The 16,788-nt window shown below is 69.0% G+C and carries 16 protein-coding genes; 9 read left to right on the top strand and 7 right to left on the bottom strand.

Annotated features, from left to right (window positions below):
- Window positions 1–102: 102 nt before the first annotated feature.
- From hda to panB, 6 genes are read left to right on the top strand one after another with little or no spacing between them, the layout of a single operon-like run.
- A complete protein-coding gene (hda, locus tag F3J18_RS28770; protein ID WP_025098483.1) occupies window positions 103–828 on the top strand; it encodes a DnaA regulatory inactivator Hda in 726 nt (241 codons plus the stop codon).
- A gap of 21 nt (window positions 829–849) precedes the next feature.
- On the top strand, window positions 850–1,536 hold the full coding sequence (locus tag F3J18_RS28765; RefSeq protein WP_013696731.1) for an HAD family hydrolase: 687 nt from the start codon (window positions 850–852) through the stop codon (window positions 1,534–1,536).
- Entirely contained in the window at window positions 1,533–3,137 is a 1,605-nt protein-coding gene (gene pcnB, locus F3J18_RS28760; RefSeq protein ID WP_166915538.1) for a polynucleotide adenylyltransferase PcnB, read from the top strand. Before F3J18_RS28765 ends, pcnB begins: the two co-directional genes overlap by 4 nt.
- A 29-nt stretch (window positions 3,138–3,166) precedes the next feature.
- Window positions 3,167–3,697 (top strand): 2-amino-4-hydroxy-6-hydroxymethyldihydropteridine diphosphokinase, encoded by a 531-nt coding sequence (gene folK, locus F3J18_RS28755; protein ID WP_036029628.1) that lies wholly within the window; start codon window positions 3,167–3,169, stop codon window positions 3,695–3,697.
- Window positions 3,694–4,377 carry a deoxynucleoside kinase gene (locus F3J18_RS28750; RefSeq protein ID WP_013696728.1) on the top strand — a complete coding sequence of 228 codons (684 nt, stop codon included), beginning with the start codon at window positions 3,694–3,696 and terminating at the stop codon, window positions 4,375–4,377. Before folK ends, F3J18_RS28750 begins: the two co-directional genes overlap by 4 nt.
- A 47-nt stretch (window positions 4,378–4,424) precedes the next feature.
- The gene (panB, locus tag F3J18_RS28745) at window positions 4,425–5,240 is read left to right on the top strand and encodes a 3-methyl-2-oxobutanoate hydroxymethyltransferase (RefSeq protein WP_013696727.1); all 816 of its coding nucleotides are present in this window, start codon (window positions 4,425–4,427) and stop codon (window positions 5,238–5,240) included.
- Between the two features lie 92 nt (window positions 5,241–5,332).
- Here the strand turns inward: panB and pabB are convergent, their stop codons facing one another.
- From pabB to grpE, 4 genes are all read right to left on the bottom strand, one after another.
- Window positions 5,333–7,177 (bottom strand): aminodeoxychorismate synthase component I, encoded by a 1,845-nt coding sequence (gene pabB, locus F3J18_RS28740; RefSeq protein ID WP_166915540.1) that lies wholly within the window; start codon window positions 7,175–7,177, stop codon window positions 5,333–5,335.
- Between the two features lie 22 nt (window positions 7,178–7,199).
- Entirely contained in the window at window positions 7,200–8,336 is a 1,137-nt protein-coding gene (gene dnaJ / locus F3J18_RS28735) for a molecular chaperone DnaJ (protein ID WP_025098488.1), read from the bottom strand.
- Window positions 8,337–8,551: 215 nt separating this feature from the next.
- On the bottom strand, window positions 8,552–10,498 hold the full coding sequence (gene dnaK, locus F3J18_RS28730) for a molecular chaperone DnaK (RefSeq protein ID WP_025098489.1): 1,947 nt from the start codon (window positions 10,496–10,498) through the stop codon (window positions 8,552–8,554).
- A gap of 363 nt (window positions 10,499–10,861) precedes the next feature.
- Window positions 10,862–11,416, bottom strand: coding sequence for a nucleotide exchange factor GrpE (gene grpE / locus F3J18_RS28725; protein WP_025098490.1), 555 nt, complete (start codon window positions 11,414–11,416; stop codon window positions 10,862–10,864).
- Between the two features lie 428 nt (window positions 11,417–11,844).
- Between grpE and F3J18_RS28720 the strand changes: the two genes are divergently transcribed.
- Window positions 11,845–12,006, top strand: a complete 162-nt coding sequence (locus F3J18_RS28720; RefSeq protein ID WP_013696722.1) for a hypothetical protein — start codon at window positions 11,845–11,847, stop codon at window positions 12,004–12,006.
- Here the strand turns inward: F3J18_RS28720 and F3J18_RS28715 are convergent.
- From F3J18_RS28715 to hrcA, 3 genes are all read right to left on the bottom strand, one after another.
- Window positions 11,978–12,385 carry an RNA-binding S4 domain-containing protein gene (locus F3J18_RS28715; protein ID WP_166915536.1) on the bottom strand — a complete coding sequence of 136 codons (408 nt, stop codon included), beginning with the start codon at window positions 12,383–12,385 and terminating at the stop codon, window positions 11,978–11,980. The two genes, F3J18_RS28720 and F3J18_RS28715, sit on opposite strands and share 29 nt — an antisense overlap.
- A gap of 24 nt (window positions 12,386–12,409) precedes the next feature.
- A complete protein-coding gene (gene hemH, locus F3J18_RS28710) occupies window positions 12,410–13,477 on the bottom strand; it encodes a ferrochelatase (protein ID WP_025098492.1) in 1,068 nt (355 codons plus the stop codon).
- Window positions 13,478–13,612: 135 nt separating this feature from the next.
- Window positions 13,613–14,638 (bottom strand): heat-inducible transcriptional repressor HrcA, encoded by a 1,026-nt coding sequence (gene hrcA / locus F3J18_RS28705; RefSeq protein ID WP_013696719.1) that lies wholly within the window; start codon window positions 14,636–14,638, stop codon window positions 13,613–13,615.
- A 111-nt stretch (window positions 14,639–14,749) separates the two neighbouring features.
- On the opposite strand from hrcA, the gene F3J18_RS28700 reads away from it, so the two are divergent.
- Both F3J18_RS28700 and F3J18_RS28695 read left to right on the top strand, forming a co-directional pair.
- Window positions 14,750–15,652: an NAD kinase gene (locus tag F3J18_RS28700; RefSeq protein ID WP_025098493.1), complete on the top strand. Its 903-nt coding sequence runs from the start codon at window positions 14,750–14,752 to the stop codon at window positions 15,650–15,652.
- A gap of 19 nt (window positions 15,653–15,671) precedes the next feature.
- A partial coding sequence (locus F3J18_RS28695) for an AAA family ATPase (RefSeq protein ID WP_166915535.1) occupies window positions 15,672–16,788 on the top strand: 1,117 nt, incomplete at its 3' end.

Here is a 16,788-nt window from a genome sequence, read left to right as displayed (position 1 = left end):
CCGGCGTTGGGCCGCCGCGACAGCCGCGCGGCGCCACGGCCCCGATCGCTTCCCCCTGCCTGCCGCCGCACGGCGCGAGCCCGACCTCAACCGCCCCGCATCGTGACCGCCACCCGTCAACTGACGCTCGACCTCGGCACCCCGCCGCCGCGTACCTTCGAGAACTTCACCATCGGGGCCAACGACGAGCTCGTCTCGCGGCTGCGCCGGCTCGATCTCGCGCTCGCGGCGGGCCCGGTGGCCGACCGCTCCTTCTATGTCTGGGGCGAGGCCGGCAGCGGCCGCAGCCACCTGCTGCAGGCGCTGGTCTACGACACCTCCTACGGCAGCGCGCGCTACCTGACGCCGCAAAGCCCGCTCGGCGAGATCGCCTTCGACCCGCGCGTCTCGCTGTACGCCGTCGACGACATCGACGCGATGAGCGACAACCAGCAGATCGCCCTGTTCAACCTGTTCAACGAGGTGCGCGCCCACCCGTCCAGCGCCTTCGTCGGCGCGGGGCCGGCCGCGCCGCTCGCGCTCGACGTGCGCGAGGACCTGCGCACGCGCCTGGGCTGGGGTCTGGTGTTCCATCTCGCGCCGCTGTCCGACGCCGACAAGGCGGCGGTCTTCAAGCGCGCCGCGCGCGACCGCGGCATCGCCATCGCCGACGACGTGCCCGCCTACCTGCTCACGCACTACCGGCGCGACATGCCGAGCCTGATGGCCCTGCTCGACGCGCTCGACCGCTTCTCGCTCGAACAGAAACGCGCCGTCACGCTGCCGCTGCTGCGCACGCTGCTGGCCACGCTGGAGCGCGAGGCGGGCGGTTCCGGCCAGATCAAGTAGCTTCAAGTAAAATGCCCCTCCATGACAAATCTGGCACTCTTTGACCTCGATCACACCTTGATCCCGACCGACAGCGACCACGAATGGGGTCGCTTCATGATCAAGCTCGGTCTCGTCGACGCGGAAAGCTTCAAGCGTCAGAACGACCGTTTCTACGCCGACTACAAGGCCGGCACGCTCGACATCCACGCCTACCTGGCCGCCGCGCTGGCGCCGCTGGCCAGGCACCCGCGCGCGCAACTCGACGCCTGGCACGAGCAGTACATGCAGGAAGTGATCCGCCCGGCGATGTTGCCGGCCGCGCTCGAGCTGGTGCGCCGGCATCGCGAGGCGGGCGATCTCTGCTGCATCGTCACCGCCACCAACGCCTTCGTGACGCGCCCGATCGCCGATGCCTTCGGCGTCGAGACCCTGATCGCCTGCGAGGTCGAGACGGTCGACGGCCATCCGGCCTCCGACCTCACCGGCCGCGCCACCGGCGTGCCGAGCTTCCGCGAGGGCAAGATCGCGCGCACCGAGGCCTGGCTCGCCTCGCTCGGCAAGACCCTGGCCGATTTCGAGCGCAGCTACTTCTACAGCGACTCGCACAACGACATCCCGCTGCTCGCGAAAGTCACCGACCCGGTCGCGACCAACCCCGACGACACGCTGCGCACGCATGCCCGCGAGCAGGGCTGGCGCATCCTCGATCTATTCCAACCTTCGTGATCAAGAAACTCATCCGCAAACTGCTCGGGCAGGACGATAGCGCCGCCCGCGACGATTCCGCCCCCGCCGAGGCCGCGCCGTCCGAACGCGCCGTTCCGCGCGCGCCGGCCACCGCCGCCGCGAAAAAAGCGAGCGCGCAGAAGCAGGCCGCGCGCGACGCCGCGAAAGTGGCCGAGCGGCGCACCGACCCCACCATCGTGCCGGCCGCCGTGCACGGCATCGATCCCTCGCTGATCTCGCGCAACGCGGTCCGCGTGACCGACACGCTGCAGCAGGCGGGTTTCCGCGCCTTCATCGTCGGCGGCGCGGTACGCGACCTGCTGTTCGGCATCGCGCCCAAGGATTTCGACGTCGCCACCGACGCCACCCCGACCGAGGTGCAGCGCCTGTTCCGCCGCGCGCGCCTGATCGGGCGGCGCTTCCAGATCGTGCACGTGCAGTTCGGCCAGGAGCTGATCGAGGTCTCGACCTTCCGCGCGCTGGTCGACGCGCCGGCCGAGGCACCGCCCGCCGACGCGCCGCCGCCGCGCCGCATGAAGCGCGACGAGCTGGACCGGCGCACCCACGCGGTGGACGCCAGCGGCCGCGTGCTGCGCGACAACGTCTGGGGCGAGCAGCACGAGGACGCGGCGCGCCGCGACTTCACGATCAACGCGATGTATTACGACCCCGCGACGCAGACCGTGCTCGACTACCACGACGGCATGGCCGACATGCGCGCACGCTTGTTGCGCATGATCGGAGACCCGGCCACGCGCTACCGCGAGGATCCGGTGCGCATGCTGCGCGTGGTGCGCTTCGCGGCCAAGCTCGGCTTCGACATCGAGCCGCATACGCGCGATCCGATCAAGCCGCTGGCCGACCTGATCAACAACGTGCCGGCCGCGCGCCTGTTCGACGAGATGCTCAAGCTGCTGCTCTCGGGCCACGCGCTGGCCTGCCTGAAGCAGTTGCGCGGCGAAGGCCTGCACCACGGGCTGCTGCCGCTGCTCGACGTGGTGCTCGAACAGCCCCAGGGCGAGAAGTTCATCACGCTGGCGCTGAACAATACCGACGCGCGCGTGCGCGCCGGCAAGTCGGTCTCGCCGGGCTTTTTGTTCGCGACCCTGCTCTGGCACGACATGCGCCAGCGCTGGAACCAGTACGTCGCCAACGGCGAATTCCCGGTGCCGGCCCTGCAGCGCGCGATGGACGACGTGCTGGAGATGCAGACCGAGAAGCTGGCGATCCACAAGCGCTACTCGGCCGACATGCGCGAGATCTGGGGCCTGCAACTGCGCCTCGAGAAACGCTCGGGCCGCAGCGCGATCCGGCTGCTGGAACACCAAAGATTTAGAGCGGGGTATGATTTCCTCCTGCTGCGCTGCGAGTCCGGCGAACTGGACGAATCGGTGGCGCAGTGGTGGACGGATTTCATCGACGGCGATGCCGCGGCACGCGAGACGCTGCTCACCCAGGGCACCTCGCGCGACAAGGCGCCTGGAGCACCGGGGGCCGCCGGGCCCCGCAAGCGCCGCCGCCGCGGCGGCGCGCGCAACCGCCGTCCGGAAGACGGCGGCGCGGCGCAGCAGCCGGCCGAAGCGCCGGATGCGGACGACTGAGCCGTCGGACGACGCAGGAAGTGGATGCCATGACGCTTGCTTATCTCGGCCTCGGCGCGAATCTCGGCGATGCGCGCCAGACATTGAAGGATGCGGTGGTCTGCCTCGCGCAGCAATGCGCGGTCACCGTGCTCGGCAAATCGAGCCTGTACCGGACGGCGCCGATCGACGCCGGCGGTGACGACTACTACAACTGCGCGGTCAAGATCGAGACGCGTCTGGCGGCCCGCGAATTGCTCAAGCTCTGCCAGCAGATCGAGCACCACTTCGGCCGCGAGCGGCCGTTCCACAACGCGCCGCGCACGCTCGACATCGACATCCTGCTGTACGGCGATCACACCATCGACGAACCCGACCTGGTGGTGCCGCATCCGCGCCTGACCGGGCGCGCCTTCGTGCTGGTGCCGCTGGTCGAGCTCGACCCGGCGCTGGCGATCCCGATCCACGGCCACGCGCAGGCCTTCCTGACCGCGGTGGCCGACCAGCGCATCGAGAAGGTGCAGACCTGCCAGTGCCTGATGGCGATGAAGGCCGCGAACGACAAAAGCCGCTGCCGATGAACGCCACTCCGCTGACCGTCACGCCGCCCGACCCGCGCCCGCCGCATCGCTACATCGCGATCGAGGGGCCGATCGGGGTGGGCAAGACCTCGCTGGCGGCATTGATCGCCGAACGCTGGGCGATGCGCCCCCTGCTCGAGCGGCCGCAGGACAATCCCTTCCTGGAACGCTTCTATCGCGAGGGCGCGCGCTACGCGCTGCCCGCGCAGTTGTCGTTCGCGCTGCAGCGCGCGCAGCAGGCGCAGGAGCTGGCGGCCGCCCAGGCGGCGGGCCTGGCGATCGTCGCCGACTACATGCCGCAGAAGAACGAGATCTTCGCGCGCCTGACGCTGGGCGACGACGAATGGCAGCTCTATCGCGCGCTGGCCGAGCGCGTCGACGTACCGGCCCCGGCGCCGGACCTGGTGGTCTACCTGCAGGCCAGCCCCGAGGTGCTCTACGCGCGCATCCAGAAGCGCGGCATCGCGATGGAGCTGCAGATCGGCGACGCCTACCTGCGCTCGCTGTGCGACGCCTACAACGAATTCTTCTATCACTACGACCGCACGCCGGTCCTCACCGTCGCCGCGGAACACCTGAATCCGCTCGACTCGCCGGACGACCTTGCACTGCTGATGACGCGCATCGAGACCATGCGCGGCCGCAAGGAATCCTTCGTCAAGGGCGGCGCCGACCGCTGAACAGCGTCGTCGCGCCGCCTGTCTTTCCTCACGAACCGGATCTCCCCATGACCTATCTCCAGGAATCGAGCCGCGCGGCCATCACCGTGCCCAAGCTGCAGCAGATGCGCGCGGCCGGCGAGAAGATCGCGATGCTGACCTGCTACGACGCGAGCTTCGCCTCGCTGCTCGATCGCGCCGGCGTCGATGCGCTGCTGATCGGCGATTCGCTCGGCAACGTGCTGCAAGGCCAGACCACCACCCTGCCCGTCACGCTCGACGAGATCGCCTATCACACGGCCTGCGTGGCGCGCGCCCAGCCGCGCGCGCTGATCGTCGCCGACCTGCCGTTCGGCACCTACGGCACGCCCGAGCAGGCCTTCGAGAGCTCGGTCAAGCTGATGCGCGCCGGCGCGCAGATGGTCAAGCTGGAGGGCGGCGAATGGCTGGCCGAGACGGTGCGCTTCCTGGTCGAGCGCGCGGTGCCGGTCTGTCCGCACCTGGGGCTCACGCCGCAATCGGTGCATGCCTTCGGCGGCTTCAAGGTGCAGGGCAAGACCGAGGCGGGCGCGGCCCAGCTGCTGCGCGACGCCAAGGCGCTGGAGCAGGCCGGCGCGCAGCTGATGGTGCTCGAGGCGGTGCCGACCCTGGTGGCCTCGGAGCTGACCGAACTCGTCAGCACGCCGACCATCGGCATCGGCGCCGGTCTCAACTGCTCGGGCCAGGTGCTGGTGCTGCACGACATGCTGGGCATCTTCCCCGGCAAGCGCCCGCGCTTCGTGAAGGATTTCATGCACGGCCAGCCGAGCATCCTGGCGGCCGTCGAGGCCTATGTGCGCGCCGTCAAGGACGGCAGCTTCCCCGGGCCCGAGCACTCGTTCTGAGTTCTCGGCCGGCCGGCAGGACGGCGATAAAAAAGCGCGGCACCCTCGAAAGGTGCCGCGCTTTTTCGTTGGCCAGTCGGCGCGCCGCGCGTTCAGATCCGGCGCAAGCTCGCCTCGACCGCGCCGCGCAAGGCATTGCAGATCAGCAGGCCATCGGCGCGCGCCAGCTCGTCCGGCCTCAGGACGCGCTCGCTCGCGCCGAGCGCCGGGTCCGCCAGCAGCGCGCCGCGCATCACGCCCGGCAGCAGGCCGCTGGCCAGCGGCGGCGTGAACCAGCGGCCGTCGAGTTTCACGAAGACGTTGCTGCGGCCGCCCTCGGTCAGCTCGCCGCGCTCGTTGACGAACAGCATGTCGAAGGCACCGGCCGCCTCGGCCTCGCGCCAGGCGCGATCGTATTCGGCGCGGCGCGTGCTCTTGTGCGCGAGCAGCGGGTCCGAGGAGGCGGTCGGCGCGAAACCGTGCTCGGATGCCAGCAGCACCTCGATCACCGGGGCCGCCAGCGGCGCGAGCGGCGCCGACGTCAGTTCGAGCGAGCCGTCCCTCGAGAGCGCCGCGCGCAGGCGATGCGGGCCGTCGGCGTCGAAGCCGTCGACGCGCGCGCGGACCTGCTGCTCGATCGCGGCCGCGTCGAAGACAAAGCCGAGCGCCTCGGCGCTGCCGCCCAGCCGCGCGAGATGGCGATCGAGATGGCGCACGCCCTCGGCACGCGTCGCGTACAGGGTTTCGAACAGTTGCAGGCCGGGATCGGCGTCGGTCAGGAAACGGGCCTTCAATTCGCACTCCGCGTATTCGTCAGGGGCACGGCTGTCGAGCACGATGCCCGCGCCGACGCCCATTGTACCGGCGCGATATCCATCGACGCTCGGCGCCTCGAGCGTCAGCGTGCGGATCGTGACCGCCAGGCAGAAGTCGCCGCAAGCGCCCGCCGGCGCCGCGTCGAGCCAGCCCAGCATGCCCGTGTAGAGCCCGCGCGGCGTCGATTCGATCGCGTCGATCAGCGCCATGGTGCTGTGCTTGGGCGCGCCCGTGATCGAGCCGCAGGGGAACAGCGCGCGCAGCAGACCGGCGAAACCCGCCTCGGGCCGCGCCTCGGCCTCGACGGTCGAGGTCATCTGCCAGACCGAGGCATAAGGCTCGACCGTGAACAGCGCCGGCACGCGCACCGAACCGGTACGCGCCACGCGCGAGACGTCGTTGCGCAGCAGGTCGACGATCATCAGGTTCTCGGCACGATTCTTCGCGTCGCCGGCCAGGAATGCGGCCGCATGCGCATCGGCGGCCGGGTCGGTCCAGCGCGGCGCGGTGCCCTTCATCGGCCGCGTGCGCAGCCGCGTGCCCTGCTTCTCGACGAACAGCTCGGGCGAGCAGGACAGGATCCAGCGCCCGCCCGGCAGCGCGACCAGCGCGCCGTAGCGCACCGCCTGGCGCGCGCGCAGCCGCCGATACAGCGCCGTCGGCGAGCCCCAGGCGTCGAAGCCGAGCCGATAGGTGTAGTTGACCTGGTAGGAATCGCCGGCCCGCAGCGCGGCGTGGATCGCGTCGATCGCCGCATCGAACTCGGCGCGCGTGACGCTCTTGCGCAGGCGCGCGATGCCGGCCGGCGAAGGCTCGGCCGCCGCGCCGTCGCGCGCGGCGAGCCAGGCATCGGCCTCGTCGCGCGACAGTCGCGTGAGCGTGGAGAACAGCAGGAAGCGCAGCGGCGCGTCGCCGGCCTGGCCGCGTTCGAGATTGCGGCCGAACTCGTAGTCGCCGAGCACCACCGCATGCAGGCCGCGCGCGAGATCCTCGGCCACCGCCGCGCAGCAGGCATCGAGCCGCGCCGGATCGGTGCACACGCGCTCGTGCGAGAAGCCCATGTACAAACGACTCGACCGCGCAGCCGCGGTCGAGTCGCAATCGTCGAGGAGCGCGAACGGCGCGCCCTCCTGCACGTCCATCATGTCGCCGGCACCGCTGCCGTCACTCGAAGAAGCTCTTCACGCGATCGAACCAGCTCTTGCTCTGCGGGCTGTGGCGCCCGCCGCCCTCGGCCAGCGACTGCTCGAACTGACGCAGCAGATCGCGCTGTCCGTCGGTCAGCTTGACCGGCGTCTCGATCTGCACGTGCACGTAGAGATCGCCGGCGATGCTCGAGCGCAGGCCCTTGATGCCCTTGCCGCGCAAGCGGAAGGTCTTGCCCGACTGCGTGCCTTCCGGCACCGTGAACGAGGCGCGGCCGGCCAGCGTCGGCACCTCGATCTCGCCGCCCAGCGCCGCGGTGGTGAACGGGATCGGCATCTGGCAGTGCAGGTCGTCGCCGTCGCGCTCGAACACCGAGTGCTGCTTGATGTGGATCTCGACGTAGAGATCGCCGGAGGGCCCGCCGTTGATGCCGGGCTCGCCGTTGCCGGACGAGCGGATCCGCATGCCGTCGTCGATCCCGGCCGGGATCTTGACCTCGAGCGTCTTGGTTTCCTTCACCTTGCCCGAGCCGTGGCAGTGCACGCAGGGCTCGGGGATGTAGGTGCCGGTGCCATGGCACTTCGGGCAGGTCTGCTGGATGCTGAAGAAGCCCTGCGACATGCGCACCGTGCCCTGGCCGTGACAGGTCGGGCAGGTGTCGGGCTTGGTGCCCGGCTTGGCGCCGCTGCCGTGGCAGATCTCGCAGGAGACCCAGCTCGGCACGCGGATCTGCGTGTCGTAGCCGTGCGCGGCCTGCTCCAGCGTGATCTCCATGCTGTAGCGCAGGTCGGCGCCGCGATACACCTGCGGGCCGCCCCGGCCGCCGCGGGCCGCGCCGCCGGCGGCCTGGCCGAAGATATCGCCGAAGATGTCGCCGAAGGCATCGGCGAAACCGCCGAAACCCTGCGCGCCGGCACCGCCCATGTTCGGATCGACGCCCGCGTGGCCGTACTGGTCGTAGGCGGCTCGCTTCTGCTCGTCCGAGAGCATTTCATAGGCTTCCTTCACCTCCTTGAAATGCTCTTCCGCATCCTTGCTGTCCGGATTGCGGTCCGGGTGGTACTTCATCGCGAGCTTGCGATATGCCTTCTTGATTTCGTCGTCGCTCGCATTCTTCGCGACGCCCAGAACCTCGTAGTAATCCCGTTTCGCCATATCGGTTCAATGCCGCCACGCGCTCGGCACGGGCGGCTCCTCTCGCTTCCAGTAAAGTCTTGCGACCGTGGAACGGCGCTCGCGCGCCGCCCCGCCATAAAACAAATGTGCCCGGAGGGCCGCGAGGCCCGCCAGGCGCAGGGTGATCCGGTCCGTCCGGCAGTGACGGACCGGATCGGTAGCGGCCGTGCCGCGCGGCACGGCCGCGGCCCGACTCAGTCCTTCTTCACTTCCTTGAAGTCCGCGTCGACCACGTCGTCGGCGGCGTTCGCGGCACCCGCCTGGGCACCCTCGGCCGCGCCGGCACCGGCGGCGGCGCCTGCCTGCTGGGCCTGCATGTCGGCGTACATCTTTTCGCCGAGCTTCTGCGAAGCCTGCGACAGCGCTTCCACCTTCGCGTCGATCGTCGCCTTCTCGGCCGAGCCGTCCTTCAGCACGTCTTCCAGCTCCTTGAGCGCGGCCTCGATCTTCTCCTTCTCGCCCGCGTCGAGCTTGTCGCCGTACTCGGCCACCGCCTTCTTGGTGCTGTGGACCAGCGCGTCGCCCTGGTTGCGCGCATCGGCACGCTCACGCAGCTTCTGGTCTTCCGCGGCGTTCGCCTCGGCGTCCTTGATCATCTGGTCGATCTCGGCGTCCGACAGGCCCGAGTTCGCCTTGATGGTGATCTTGTTTTCCTTGCCGGTCGCCTTGTCCTTCGCGCCGACGTGCAGGATGCCGTTCGCGTCGATGTCGAAGCTCACCTCGATCTGCGGCACGCCGCGCGGTGCCGGCGGGATGCCTTCCAGGTTGAACTCGCCGAGCAGCTTGTTGCCGGCCGCCATCTCGCGCTCGCCCTGGAACACCTTGATGGTCACCGCGCCCTGGTTGTCGTCCGCGGTCGAATAGACCTGGGCGTGCTTGGTCGGGATCGTGGTGTTCTTGTTGATCATCTTGGTCATCACGCCGCCGAGCGTCTCGATGCCGAGCGACAGCGGGGTCACGTCGAGCAGCAGCACGTCCTTGCGGTCGCCCGACAGCACCTGGCCCTGGATCGCGGCGCCCACGGCGACGGCTTCGTCCGGGTTCACGTCACGGCGCGGTTCCTTGCCGAAGAACTCCTTGACCTTGTCCTGCACCTTCGGCATGCGGGTCTGGCCGCCGACCAGGATCACGTCGTCGATGTCCGAGACCTTCACGCCGGCATCCTTGATGGCGGTGCGGCACGGCTCGATGGTGCGCTCGACCAGTTCCTCGACCAGCGCTTCCAGCTTGGCGCGCGTGATCTTCAGGTTCAAGTGCTTCGGGCCCGAGGCATCGGCCGTGATGTACGGCAGGTTGATCTCGGTCTGCTGGCTCGAGGACAGCTCGATCTTGGCCTTTTCCGCGGCTTCCTTCAGGCGTTGCAGCGCGAGCACGTCCTTCGACAGGTCGACGCCCTGCTCCTTCTTGAACTCGCCGATGATGTAGTCGATGATGCGCTGGTCGAAGTCCTCGCCGCCGAGGAAGGTGTCGCCGTTGGTCGACAGCACTTCGAACTGCATCTCGCCGTCCACGTCGGCGATCTCGATGATCGACACGTCGAAGGTGCCGCCGCCGAGGTCGTACACGGCGATCTTGCGGTCGCCCTTCTCGGCCTTGTCCAGGCCGAAGGCCAGCGCGGCCGCGGTCGGCTCGTTGATGATGCGCTTGACCTCGAGGCCGGCGATGCGGCCCGCGTCCTTGGTGGCCTGGCGCTGGCTGTCGTTGAAGTAGGCCGGCACCGTGATCACGGCTTCCGTGACCGGCTCGCCGAGGTAGTCCTCGGCGGTCTTCTTCATCTTGCGCAGCACTTCGGCCGACACCTGCGGCGGCGCCAGCTTCTCGTCGTGCGCCTCGACCCAGGCGTCGCCGTTGTCGGCCTTGATGATCTTGTAGGGCATCAGGCCGATGTCCTTCTGCACTTCCTTCTCTTCGAAGCGGCGGCCGATCAGGCGCTTCACCGCGAACAGCGTGTTGCGCGGGTTGGTCACCGACTGACGCTTGGCCGGCGCGCCGACCAGCACTTCGTTGTCGTCCATGTACGCGATGATCGACGGCGTGGTGCGGGTACCTTCCGAGTTCTCGATGACCTTGACCTGGTTGCCTTCCATCACGGCCACGCACGAGTTCGTGGTGCCGAGGTCAATACCGATGATCTTTCCCATTTTTCGTAATCTCCAGAAATGCTGTTTGCTGCGGCTTTCGGGCCGTTTTTGCCCGGTTTGCCGCGCCGAATTCGACTCTGCACACGAAATAGGTGCGACCGCGCCGTTTTCAAGACCCCGAAAGCGATGCGGCCATTCAATTTTTTCAATCGCCGGCGGCGGCCGGCCAGAGGACGGTGGTCGATGCCCATGGGCGCAAGACCCCGGATCGAACCCCGTATTGACACCCCCGACTCGATGCTTTGCTCGATGCTTGCCTGATGCTTTCCCGGCGCGGCCCGCGGCGGCCATCATGCACGCGGCCCGCCGGGATGCCGGAGGGCCGTGGACAGGAGGCGGCGGGCGCGGCGCCCGGCCGGCGCCTTACTTCGGCTGCGCGACCGTCACGAGCGCCGGACGCAACACGCGCTCGGCGATCGTGTAACCCTTCTGCAGCACGCTGACGACGGTATTCGGCTCCTGCTCGGCCGGCACCATCGAAATCGCCTGGTGCTGATGCGGATCGAATTTCGCGCCGACCGGGTCGATCACGTTGACGCGGCCCTTCTCGAGCGCGCTCTGCAGCTGGCGCAGCGTCAGCTCGACGCCTTCGCGGATCTTGGCGACGTCGTCCGACTTGTCGCCGACGGCGGCTTCCAGGCTGTCGATCACCGGCAGCAGGTGCTCGGCGAAGCCCTCGATGGCGAACTTGTGCGCCTTGGCGACGTCGTCCTGCGCGCGGCGGCGCACGTTCTCGGTCTCGGCCTTCGCCCGCAGGAAGCTCTCCTGCAGCTCGGCGACCTTGGCTTGCGCTTCGGCGAGCGCGGCGTCGGCGGCCGCTGCCTGCGGCGCGTCGCCGGCCGGTGCCTGGGCAGCCGTTGCGTCGCGGCCGGTCTCGTCGGCCGGTTGACCAGCCGGATTCTCTTGCGTGTTTTCCATGTCGCTGAAATCGAATTGAATGATGAAAGCCGGATCGACGATACGCGTCGCGTGACGGGCACGCGGCACGCATCGCCGGACAACGGCGACGTAGTTGGGGCCGAAGACAACAACTTCAAGAGGGTCTTTCGGCCAGGGGTGCGGCGTCGAGCCGCGGATCGGCCCGGCATCGGGCTTGGGCGCCGCCCGCGCGGCCAATCGTGGCGGGCCTGTCGCGCCGTGGCGCCGAAACTGCCGGTAACAACCGTTACCGCGGCCCCACTGGATCGGCTTCGGGCGCTGCACTACACTGCCATCAGGCTGCCCGAACGCAGGTTAACCCTGAGCTATCGTCAGACTTTCCGCTGCCTGACGATCGGCGCGAAACCCGCCCCGGCCGCCATCCACCGCCCTCGGCTCATGCCGGCCTCGTTCCCCAGGGGAGTACCGTGAAACTGACCTTTGCCATATCGGTGGTCGCGCTGGTACTCGTGGCCGGCACCACCACCATCTGCCTGTCGGGCGCCGTCACCGACCGCACCACCGAATACGGCAGCGCGCGCGCCACCTTCGAGCAGATCTTCAGCGTTCACCCGAAAGTTTGTCGATGATGCGGCGATCGCGCTTGGTCGGCCGGCCATGCAGCTCGGCGGCCGGCTCGCGATAATGCCGCCGCCGCTCGAGTTCGGCAAGCCGTTTCGCCCGCCCTTCCGAGGTTTCCGCATACAGCGTCTGGGCGATGCTGGCCGGCCCGCGCGTGTCGCAGATGCCGAGCACGTCGAGCTCCCAGACCACGGTCTCGATGGTGATTTCCACGCGGTCGCCCACCCGCACGTCCTTCGAGGGCTTGACCGTCGCCCCGCCGATCCGAACCCGCCCCTTCTCGACGGCATCGGCCGCCAGTGAGCGCGTCTTGAAGAAGCGCGCGGCCCACAGCCACTTGTCGATGCGCAGCTTGGCGCCGGGTTCGGTCGAAATCCGGTAATTCATCAGCTTAATCCCGTTTCGTGACGCTCATGCGGCCGTCTCCGCGGGCACGGCCACGCGCACCGGCCAGCCCTGCAGGTTTTCCGCGACGATCTGGCCCAGCGCCGAAACCCAGGCGGGCGAGGCGTTCAGGCAGGGAATCCGGTGGAAGCTCCCGCCGCCGCCGTGCAGGAACTCGTCGCGCACCTCCATGCCGATCTCCTCGATGGTTTCCAGGCAATCCGAGGTGAAGCCGGGGCAGAACACGTCGGCCCGCTTCACGCCGGCCGCGCCCAGCTCGCGCAGGGTGGGCGCGGTATAGGGCTGCAGCCACTCGGCCTTGCCGAAGCGCGACTGGAAGGTCACCCGGCATTCGAGCGGCCCCAGCCCCAGCTCGGCCATCAACAGCGCGGCGGTTTGCTGGCATTGGTCGTGATAGGGATCGCCCAGGTCGAGCGTGCGCTTGGGCACGCCGTGGAAGCTCAGCACCAGCTTGTCGCCCGCCGCGAAATCGGGGCTGCCGTGCTCGGCCCAGTAGTGCCGCACCTGCTCGGCCAGCGCATGGATATAGGCCGGGTGGTCGGCGTAGTGCCGCACCGTGCGGATCTCCGGCTGGTTGCGCATGCGAGCCAGCGCGGCGAAGGCGGCATCGAAGGCGGTGGCCGTGGTCGAGGCCGAGTATTGCGGATAGAGCGGCATCAGCAGCACGCGTTCGACGCCCAGACGCTTCAACTGCCCGAGCACGGTGCCGATGTCGGGCGTGCCGTAGCGCATCGCGTAGTCGACCAGCACCTGGTAGCCGTTGGCGGCGAACAGCGGCCGCAGCCCCTCGACCTGGCGCTCGGTGTGCACGCGCAGCGGCGAGCCTTCCGGCATCCAGACCGTGGCGTATTTCTTGGCGGAGGCGCGCGAGCGGAACGGCAGGATCAGGCCGCGCAGGATCGGCTGCCAGGCCAGGGCCGGGATTTCGACCACGCGCGGGTCGGACAGGAATTGCGCGAGATAGCGGCGCACCGCACCCGCGGTCGGCTCGTCGGGCGTGCCGAGATTGATCAGCAGGACCGCCGTGCGATGCGCCGCGGCCTGCTGCGAAGGGGGTTCGAGATCAAAACGCATGAACGGGGATGTGCATGGGCACCGGATCGAACGGCCCCCATTATAACGAGGGCGCCCGCCGCGGCCGCCTCGCCGCCGAATGCCCGCCGCGCCGATGAGGGCAATAGCCGGGCTCGATCGGCCCGGCCGGCGGCCCTACTGGTTGCCGCTCAAGGTCAGCGACAGCAGGCGCGCGGTGATGTCGACGATCGGGATCACCCGGTTGTAGGCCATCCGGGTCGGCCCGATCACGCCGAGCGTGCCGACGATCTGGCCGTTCACCTCGTAGGGCGCGGTCACCACGCTCATTTCGTCGATCGGCACCAGGGTCGACTCACCGCCGATGAAGATCTGCACGCCCTGGGCATGGCTGGACACGTCGAGCAACTGCAGCAGGCTGGTCTTCTGGTCGAACACGTCGAACAGCTTGCGCAGCCGCGCCATGTCGGAGGACAGGTCGGCCACCTCCAGCAGCTTGCGCTCGCCGGAGATCAGCACCGTGTCCTCGTCGTCGGACGTCTCGGTGCTGGCCGTGACGGCCGCGTGCATCAGCGCCGTCATGTCGTCGCGCAGAGTGTCGATCTCCTCGCGCAGCCGGCGCCGCACCTCGTCGAAGGACAGTCCCGCGAAGTTCGCGTTGATGTAGTTCGAGGCCTCGGTCAGCTGGGACGGGGAGTAGTCGCGCTGGGTCGCCATCATGCGGTTCTGCACGTCGCCCTCGGGGGTGACGATGATCAGCAGGATCCGCTTGTCGGACAGCCGCATGAACTCGACCTGCTTGAACACATGGCTGCGGCGCGGCGTGAGCACCACGCCGGCGAACTGGGACAGGTTGGACAGCACGCTGGCGGCCGCGGCCACCACCTTTTGCTGCGGCTCGCCGGCCTGCAGGGTGGTCTGCACCAGGCGCGTGACGGCCGCGTCGTCGATCGGCGACTCCACGGTCAGCATGGTGTCGACGAACAGGCGGTAGCCGCGCGGGGTGGGAATCCGCCCCGCCGAGGTATGCGGGCTCGACACCAGGCCGAGCTCCTCGAGGTCCGACATCACGTTGCGGATGGTGGCCGGGCTCAGTTCGAGGCCGGAATACCGCGACAGCGTGCGCGAGCCGACCGGCTGACCGTCGGCGATATACCGTTCGATCAGGGTCTTGAGGAGGGTTCGGGCGCGGGGATCTAACATGATCGAAAATTCTAGCCTAAGCGGGCGGCGCCCGCGAGCGTTCCGGCACCAGGCCATGCCTGGCCTCCCGGACGGTTCCTTTTCGTCATCCAGCTATGGTGTAATGCCGCCATGACTACCGGCAACCAGTTCCAGACCGTCGCGCTCGTCGGGCGCAGCAATACGCCCGGCATCGCCGAACCGCTCGCCGCGCTCGCCGCCGCCATCGCGCAGCGCGGGCTCGAGGTCGTGTTCGAGGCCGCCACGGCGACAGAATACGGCATCACCGGCCATCCGGCGCTGACCCCCACCGAAATCGGCGCGCGCGCCGACGTCGCGATCGTGCTCGGCGGCGACGGCACGATGCTCGGCATCGGCCGCCAGCTCGCCCCCTACAAGACCCCGCTGATCGGCATCAACCACGGCCGGCTCGGCTTCATCACCGACATTTCCGCCTCGGAGATGCTCGAGCTGGTGCCGCTGATGCTGGCCGGCAGCTTCGAGCGCGAGGAGCGCACCCTGCTGGAGGCGCGTATCGTGCGCAACGGCGAGCCGATCTATCACGCGCTGGCCTTCAACGACGTGGTGGTGAACCGCAGCGGCTTCTCCGGGATGGCCGAGCTGCGCGTCTCGGTGGACGGCCGCTTCATGTACAACCAGCGCTCGGACGGCCTGATCGTCGCCACCCCGACCGGCTCGACGGCCTATGCGCTGTCCTCGGCCGGCCCGATCCTGCATCCGCAACTGCAGGGCATCGTGCTGGTGCCGATCGCCCCGCACGCGTTGTCGAACCGGCCGATCGTGCTGCCCGACGACGTCAAGGTCGGGATCCAGATCATCGGCGGGCGCGACGTCAACGTGAATTTCGACATGCAGTCGTTTACCGCGCTGCAACTGAACGACACCATCGAGGTGCGCCGCTCGCGCCACACCGTGCCGTTCCTGCACCCGGTCGGCTACAGCTACTACACCACGCTGCGCAAGAAGCTGCACTGGAACGAGCATCCGTCGCACGACGACGATCCCGAATCCTGACGCGGCGGCGCCCTCCATCATGCTTCGCCATCTCTCGATACGCGACTTCGTCATCGTCGCCGCGCTCGACATCGAATTCGACAGCGGCTTCACCGTGTTCTCCGGCGAGACCGGCGCCGGCAAATCGATCCTGATCGACGCCCTGGCGCTGGCGCTCGGCGAGCGCGGCGACGCCAGCGTGGTGCGCACCGGCTGCCAGCGCGCCGACCTGTCCGCCGAATTCACGCCGCACGACCGCGTCGCGCAATGGCTCGACGCGCATGCCTTCGAGGCCGAGGACAGCGTCATGCTGCGCCGCGTGATCGACGCCAACGGCCGCTCGCGCGCCTTCATCAACGGCACCAGCGCGACGCTCTCGCAACTGCGCGAGCTCGGCGAGATGCTGGTCGACGTGCATGGCCAGCATGCCCACCAGTTGCTGATGCGGCCCGACGCGCAGCGCGAGCTGTTCGACACGCATGCCGGCCTGAGCGCCGACGCGGCCGTGGTGGCGCGCGGCTGGCGCGCCTGGCGCGACGCGCTGCACCATATCGAGGTGGCCCAGACACACGAGCGCGAGCTGCAGCTCGAACGCGAGAAGCTGGCCTGGCAACTGGCCGAGCTCGACAAGCTGGCGCCGCAGCCCGGCGAATGGGACGAGGTGAACGCCGAGCACCAGCGCCTGACGCATTCGGCGAGCCTGATCGACGGCGTGCAGGGCACCCTGCTGGCGATCTCCGAATCGGACGAGGCGATGCTGACCCAGCTGGGCGCGATCATCTCGAAGGTCCGCCAGCTGGCCGCGATCGACCCGACGCTCAACGACGTGCTGGCCTCGCTCGACCCGGCCGAGATCCAGCTGCGCGAAGCCTCCTATTCGCTGTCGCATTACGCGCAGCGGCTCGAACTCGATCCCGAGCGCCTGGCCCAGGTGGAGGCGCGGCTGGATGCGCTGCACACGGCCGCGCGCAAGTTCCGCCTGCCGCCGGAGACGCTGCACGACGAACACGCGGCGCGCCGCGAGCAGCTCGCCGCGCTCGACGCGGCAGCCGACCTGTCGGCGCTGCAGGAAACCGCCGAGCGCGCCCGGCAGGCCTACCTGGCCGATGCGCGCACGCTGTCGGAGGCGCGCGCCCAGGCCGCCGCGGCTCATCGGG

The sequence above is a fragment of the Burkholderia sp. Ax-1720 genome, from assembly GCF_011753035.1.
GTDB lineage: Bacteria > Pseudomonadota > Gammaproteobacteria > Burkholderiales > Burkholderiaceae > Burkholderia > Burkholderia gladioli.
Note: the sequence above shows the minus strand (reverse complement) of the source record. Positions and strands in the feature narration are given on the sequence as shown.